This is a genomic window from Wandonia haliotis, assembly GCF_039523435.1.
Taxonomy (GTDB): Bacteria; Bacteroidota; Bacteroidia; order Flavobacteriales_D; family Crocinitomicaceae; genus Wandonia; species Wandonia haliotis.
The window spans coordinates 731,635-737,302 of record NZ_BAAAFH010000003.1 but is presented as its reverse complement, the minus strand read 5'-3'; the positions used below and the strand labels follow the sequence as shown (position 1 = coordinate 737,302).

General features: G+C 38.3%; 8 protein-coding genes. All 8 read right to left on the bottom strand.

The genetic code is table 11. From position 1 onward, the window contains the following. The coding region (locus ABDZ97_RS03795; RefSeq protein ID WP_343785233.1) for a hypothetical protein at positions 1 to 377 on the bottom strand (377 nt) is incomplete at its 3' end. Between the two features lie 128 nt (positions 378 to 505). Then, entirely contained in the window at positions 506 to 982 is a 477-nt protein-coding gene (locus ABDZ97_RS03790) for a toxin-antitoxin system YwqK family antitoxin (protein ID WP_343785232.1), read from the bottom strand. 36 nt (positions 983 to 1,018) lie between these two features. After that, the gene (locus ABDZ97_RS03785) at positions 1,019 to 1,495 is read right to left on the bottom strand and encodes a hypothetical protein (RefSeq protein WP_343785231.1); all 477 of its coding nucleotides are present in this window, start codon (positions 1,493 to 1,495) and stop codon (positions 1,019 to 1,021) included. A gap of 85 nt (positions 1,496 to 1,580) precedes the next feature. After that, on the bottom strand, positions 1,581 to 2,186 hold the full coding sequence (locus tag ABDZ97_RS03780; RefSeq protein WP_343785230.1) for a hypothetical protein: 606 nt from the start codon (positions 2,184 to 2,186) through the stop codon (positions 1,581 to 1,583). A gap of 341 nt (positions 2,187 to 2,527) precedes the next feature. Continuing rightward, positions 2,528 to 2,800 carry a hypothetical protein gene (locus ABDZ97_RS03775; protein WP_343785229.1) on the bottom strand — a complete coding sequence of 91 codons (273 nt, stop codon included), beginning with the start codon at positions 2,798 to 2,800 and terminating at the stop codon, positions 2,528 to 2,530. A gap of 4 nt (positions 2,801 to 2,804) precedes the next feature. Next, the gene (locus tag ABDZ97_RS03770) at positions 2,805 to 3,086 is read right to left on the bottom strand and encodes a hypothetical protein (protein ID WP_343785228.1); all 282 of its coding nucleotides are present in this window, start codon (positions 3,084 to 3,086) and stop codon (positions 2,805 to 2,807) included. Between the two features lie 10 nt (positions 3,087 to 3,096). Further along, positions 3,097 to 4,923, bottom strand: coding sequence for a polymorphic toxin type 46 domain-containing protein (locus ABDZ97_RS03765; protein WP_343785227.1), 1,827 nt, complete (start codon positions 4,921 to 4,923; stop codon positions 3,097 to 3,099). A 283-nt stretch (positions 4,924 to 5,206) separates the two neighbouring features. After that, positions 5,207 to 5,668: IS1 family transposase (locus ABDZ97_RS03760; protein WP_343785226.1), on the bottom strand; the 462-nt coding region annotated here is incomplete at its 5' end.

Here is a 5,668-nt window from a genome sequence, read left to right as displayed (position 1 = left end):
CTCATTTTCAGTTCGTACACCGCCATCACATTCCCCTGTCCGTCATACGTGTACAATGTCGATACCCAATCCCTGATCGACATCCATCCCGATCCGTTGCGGGGACGAACTTCTTTACGAATCCGTCGACCCAGCGCATCATACGTGAAGAACAGATCCGGTTTGGTCGAGGTAGCTTTCCTGCGGATTTCTGCTACTTTGCCCGTAACCGTCCATACGATTTCTTCAATCTCCTCCTGCTCATCGGAAATCAACTGCCCGATGGCATCATACGTATAGTTATCTGCACTCTGGTTGTCCAGATCATCTCCCAGACTTCCCGCAGTCCTATTTACACAAAAAAGAAGCGAGTCGATATAGACATCCACTCGCTTCAATACAAATTGATTTTTCTATCTATTATTTTTCAATAAGTTATATATACTTTTTACCGTCAGGTGATAGTTTGAGACGCGACCCACTACCCTACCTAGTTTGAGACACTACCTAATCGGGTACACGACCATCAATCCAAGTAATTAACGCCTGGTATGTCAATAATTATATTTTCATCGCCAATAGGCTCTCCCTTTGATGTAAACTTGATATAATCCTCCAGAGTACCATCAACATATTTATAGACTATTCTTATCTTTCCAGAATTCCTAAATACCACATGGTTACCTGAAAGTTTCCCATCCTTGTAGTACCGTACTTCACTCAAGCGGCCATTTTTCAAAAAGAAGAACTCTTTTGACAATTTTTTTTCATCTTCGAATATTCTGACCCTGTACAATTTCCCATTCAAAAAAGACTGTTGGTGTAAGTTTGAATCATTTCCAAAGACGATTTCCTGAACTCGATGATTTTTTGGGTTCAAAAACACACCATACTTCTGAGTAGTATCCTGTAACGCAGATAGTGGTTTATCTGTTAAGGAATTACTTCTGGCAGAGAATCCTATTATCAGGATACAGATGGCGAGTATGTATTTTAATAGCATGGTTTAGGTCTTGATGATTTAAAATTCTTGCCTTAGCTATTCCCATTCCTTGGGACGATAATCCTCTTTATTTACATACTGAACATTTAACGTGTCTCCTTCTGGACCAAATGAAATATATTTATAGTATTTTGAATTTTCTTGGTCTACAAGCCTTTTTTTAAATTTCCCAGATTCATAATATTCCAGTGGATACGACTGTGAATAGTTATAGAACCCATTATCATCAAATAAAACTGTTCCTGTAGGAATGATGGTATTTATTTCATCACATTCAGGACTAATTTCCTTTTCAAAAATCACCCGTTTTGGTTGACCATTAGGGTATATCTCCATTGTAATACAAAGTTCATTATTACAAATATCATATACCTCAATACCTTCTTTATTTTGATAATAATCAACAAACATACCTTGTTTCATCCGACTGAAATAACAGTCCTCCTTTTTCTTACCCTGTATTGTTAATACAAATCCTGAAACAACCAATACTAACACATTTAAAGCATTCATAATTTACTGTTATTATTGATTAAACTAATCACGTTATTCAAATTAGTAATTCCCTGTGAATAATTTTCCATTTCGTATTCGTTGACTATCTAGTCTTCCCTCTGTTTGATAATTTCACGAGTGTAAGTTCACCGGATTTACTGTACTTATATCCTTCAAAAAAATGCCCCGAACTATTGTAGTAATATTCTAGAAATGGTTTTCCATTCGGGTAATACTCTTTTAACACAAACCCGTCGTTAAGAGGGAACGAAATCCTTATGACTTTGGATTGATAAAACCACGTGTCTATTATGTTTTCTTTTTCTACAAAGCATATCTGTCTAATTAACTCTTCATTTTCATTATAAAAAAGCATAAAAAGGCAGTGTCCCATCGAATACTGATACACACTTCTTAATTTGCCATTTTTATCAATCAAAGACAAATTCCCATTTTTTTCTAAAGAATCAATCACTAAAATTTTCAAATCAAAACACGATTCTCCTTCGGAAACCCTTACAATGGAGTCTAAGTATGAATAATCAGCGAAAATTCGGTCAGGAATTAATTTTTTTTGAAACTGGATATAGTCTGAAGGAAGGACACTGAGCGATTCACCTACCTGATCAAACGTCACTCCCCGATTGCAAACGGAATCGAATCCTAAATCGGAATTACTAAATACATGAATATTGATTGAATCAATCAAAACACCACATTGCCCAAATACAAAAGAGTTTGAGAAACTATAAGATAATATGATAGTTACTATACAAGTCTTAATAACCCCCATTGTTTGTGTAATTTATTTGAGTTCTTCTATTTCGGTTTTGTTTAGCTTCAGTATCGTCATTTGGCTCTAAAGGCCTTGTTTCTCCATATCCAATTGCTTAAATTCTATTTTTATCGCCAATAGGCTCTCCCTTTGATGTAAACTTGATATAATCCTCCAGAGTACCATCAACATATTTATAGACTATTCTTATCTTTCCAGAATTCCTAAATACAACATGGTTGCCTGAAAGTTTCCCATCCTTGTAGTACCGTACTTCACTCAAGCGACCAATTTTCAAAAAAGAAGAACTCTTTTGACAATTTTTCTTCATCTTCGAATATTCTGACCTTGTACAATTTCCCATTCAAAAAAGACTGTTGGAGTAAGTTTGAATCATTCCCAAAGACGATTTCCTGAACTCGGTGATTTTTTGGGTTCAAAAACACACCATACTTCTGAGTAGTATCCTGTAACGTAGATAGTGGTTTATCTGTTAAAGAATTACTTCTGGCAGAGAATCCTATTATCAGGATACAGATGGCGAGCATGTATTTATTTTTCAATCAAATCACTTTCTAATAATTTTTGATGTAATGAATCGTAGTAATCTAATAGGTCCTCCCATTCGCTACCTCCAAATACGTACTCTAACTGTAATCCAGCATCGAACCACCTCAATTCATCTTTCGTAATTTTTCGATTTTGATGTAAAGCATATTCGGCTAAACACAATACAATATCCATTGCATTAACATGCAAGCTTATTTCCATACCGATTCGCTTAAATCGATATTCACTTAAACGTTTTCTGAATAATATTATTAATTCTTCCATATGGTTAAATTTACTGATTTGGCGGAGAATTTAATGTTGAAACATTATTTTTTAAGTCACGGCTGAAAAATTGCATTCCTCCACCTTCAACAGTAACAGCCTCATTCGCATAATACGTTGCATTTTTAGTACGGTTTGAAACTAATACCTTAGTGTTTTTTTCAACTGTTACTGACAATGTTTGAACGACATCATTAGGGTCCAATCCTATTTGAGCTGGTTTTGTTCCAACTGGGGCATAGTAATTACCTAAGGTTCCTTCCGTACCCTTCACTCTAAATTGTATTAAATCAGTTCCCTCCTCAATGGTTTTTGTATATACTGGCTTGTTAAAATCAACGTACTTCATTTGATTGGGTCTCATCCAACTTTCAGCTAGTTTAGATCTTTTTTGTATTCTAATATCTAAAGGATCATTTGTCAAGACTCTATTCTTAGATGGACTAGGTAATATTTCTGTTCTTAATTTATTTTGGATAACATCTCCTGGATCTGGAATAATTGGGAAACCTGCCAACTCTTCTATAACCTCTTCTATTATATATCCTAATATTGCTTTAGCACCAAAAAGAACAAATCCACTAGCAGCGAATGCAGCATAACCCGCATATTGAGTTTTGTCTCCTTCTGCTTCCATCAGCTCTTGATAAATTCTCCCAGAGGTACCTCCACCTTGTTGATTTGAAAGTCTGGAAGAGGTCATTTGTCTAATCATTCTTTCAGCTCCTGGCTCTCCCTCTGCCCCCTCTATCTCAACGTAATCAACAACTCTGTTACTACTGAATTGGTATGGGGTTAATTCAGGATATTTAATAGCTAATGGATCAATAGCAAAAAACCTACCCACCCTTGGATCGTGCATTCTAAAGGTGTAATTCACGCTATTTCCTTCTCCCTTTACCTCGTCATCACCCTCCATACCTTGAAACCCATAACGATATGAACCAGAGTTTCCTGACCTCCCGGGTAGCATCATCCCGCCCGGATAATAATCCGAATAACTCACCACATCCGGCTGATAATAGGCAACAGTTCCTAAACCGTCATCCACTGGTAACTTCCGGTCTGTGATTACGGTTAAAACATTGCCTAAGTGATTACTTAATTCAAAGAACTTTTCTCCCCGCGTCTCTTTGGGAACACCGTCCCACGAGTAGTACGTCATAGCCGGAGGCGCTCCTCCTCCCGGCCCCGAGGTAGAATACGTTCGTCCTCCAATATGTCGGTAGTCTTTAATCATTCCCAGTCGTGCGCTTCCGTATAGGTTTATTTCACTAATATAATAATTTTCTGTACGCGTAGAACCACTCTCCCTCATTTTCAGTTCGTACACCGCCATCACATTCCCCTGTCCGTCATACGTGTACAATGTTGATACCCAATCCCTGATCGACACCCATCCCGATCCGTTGCGGGGACGAACTTCTTTACGAATCCGTCGACCCAGCGCATCATACGTGAAGAACAGATCCGGTTTGGTCGAAGTGGCCTTCCGGCGGATTTCTGCTACTTTGCCCGTAACCGTCCATACGATTTCTTCGATCTCCTCCTGCTCATCGGAAATCAACTGACCAATGGCATCATACGTATAGTTATCTACACTCTGGTTGTCCAGATCATCTCCCAGACTTCCCGCAGGGTCAGCTACATAGTTGAGTTGGTTCGTGTTGGCATTGTAGTGATACGTAAAGTTATCCATCAATGTACCTGCACTGTTCCTGCGGGTTAACGTTTTCAGGTTTCCGTTCGCATCGTACTGGTACGTAGAAGCATAGTTGCCCCCCGTAGCAGCGGCGTACGAATAGCCAACCCCTATACCGCTCAGGTTGCCGGACATGGATTTAATACGGTTGAGCTATCTATAGGCCGCCTTTTCCGTCTCCGGGCTTTAGTTGCCTTGCAGCCAGACGCGTCTTCTCTACTTTTGTTAGCGTGCTTCTCATGTCGCAGACTCCCAACAGTGTTCAGTCGGCTGCCTGCTGTGTCAAGCTATCGCCCTGCGCCGGGGCGGGATTTCCGTCGTTGAAAGTAAACTATTTCAATCTGTCAAAGATCATTTTTGATGTATTCAAGAGAAATTAAGAACTGTTTTTCATCCTTTTTTCTTCAAAAAAAAGGATTTATCCCCAGAAATAAATCCTCATAATTGCACTTAGTGCAAGAAGTGATTTTGAGTAACAAATTGTTCTTCTGTTTAATCGCTTTACGTGGGTTCGTAATGTCAGGTTCTTGCGTTCAATGTGATTAATCCCACGTAATTTCGTAGAATGCATTTCGGTTGGAATCAGGTCTTTGTAACTATTCAGTTTATCCGTTGTAATACGTTGTGCATCTGATAAAACAAGCGTTTCAGTTACTTTTCGAAGTGTCGTTTTATTTCTTCTCCCTACAACAACATCAATGATTGCTCCACTTTTAGGTTCTAACGAATAGCAAATACAAATTCGATTCTTTTTATGGCCTACATAAGTGAACAATTCGTCTACTTCGTAACAGTTGCCTTTTACAATGGGATAAGGTCGTTTTAAACCCGCTGAAATTTTCAGGATTCTACTGATAACCGTAGTTGGAGAAATTTTTAG